This is a genomic window from Lactobacillus sp. A27, from assembly GCF_016742815.1.
Classification (GTDB): domain Bacteria; phylum Bacillota; class Bacilli; order Lactobacillales; family Lactobacillaceae; genus Lactobacillus; species Lactobacillus gallinarum.
Genome location: NZ_JAEHNT010000114.1, coordinates 1 through 497 on the forward strand (window position 1 = coordinate 1; position 497 = coordinate 497).

Genomic DNA, 497 nt, shown 5'->3' on the forward strand with positions numbered 1-497 from the left:
CGACCTTGGTAAGATCTGGAGTGTAGCCAGCTATTTGAGGACTAGTAACAGACTTCCACGTCAAGCTTTGAGTATAATCTGGATCCCAAGTAATTTCACCAGTAACCAAATCTTTTTTACCAGTTTGAGTAAAGATCAACGTTTGGTTAATCGGATCCGCCATTTGTTTTCCTTGTTCATTGACATAGACTATCGTTCTGGTCGTCTTCAAGGTTCGGCTGGTATCAGCTAGTTTATGCTTTAAGTGAACCATAATTACCGTTTTATCATTTGGTTTCAAAGTAACCGTTTCTGGCAATTTATCTGCATCGACAATTTCATACTTTGTAGAATCTGGATTGCTGATATTGGTTGAAACTGTTTCATCCGTTACCCCACTTACGGTTTGCGTATTACCGATTTGGCTACCATTGTTGTCATCATCGACATAAACTACATTAACAGACTGATCGTTAGCACTGTATGTTACGACTACCATTTGATCATGGCCCTTGATA

The 497-nt window shown here is 39.2% G+C and carries 1 protein-coding gene; it reads right to left on the minus strand.

Going from position 1 to position 497, the window contains the following annotated elements; translation table 11 throughout:
• On the minus strand, positions 1-478 hold a 478-nt coding region (locus JEM49_RS10035; protein ID WP_446720541.1), incomplete at its 3' end, for a mucin-binding protein.
• Between the last annotated feature and the right edge of the window lie 19 nt (positions 479-497).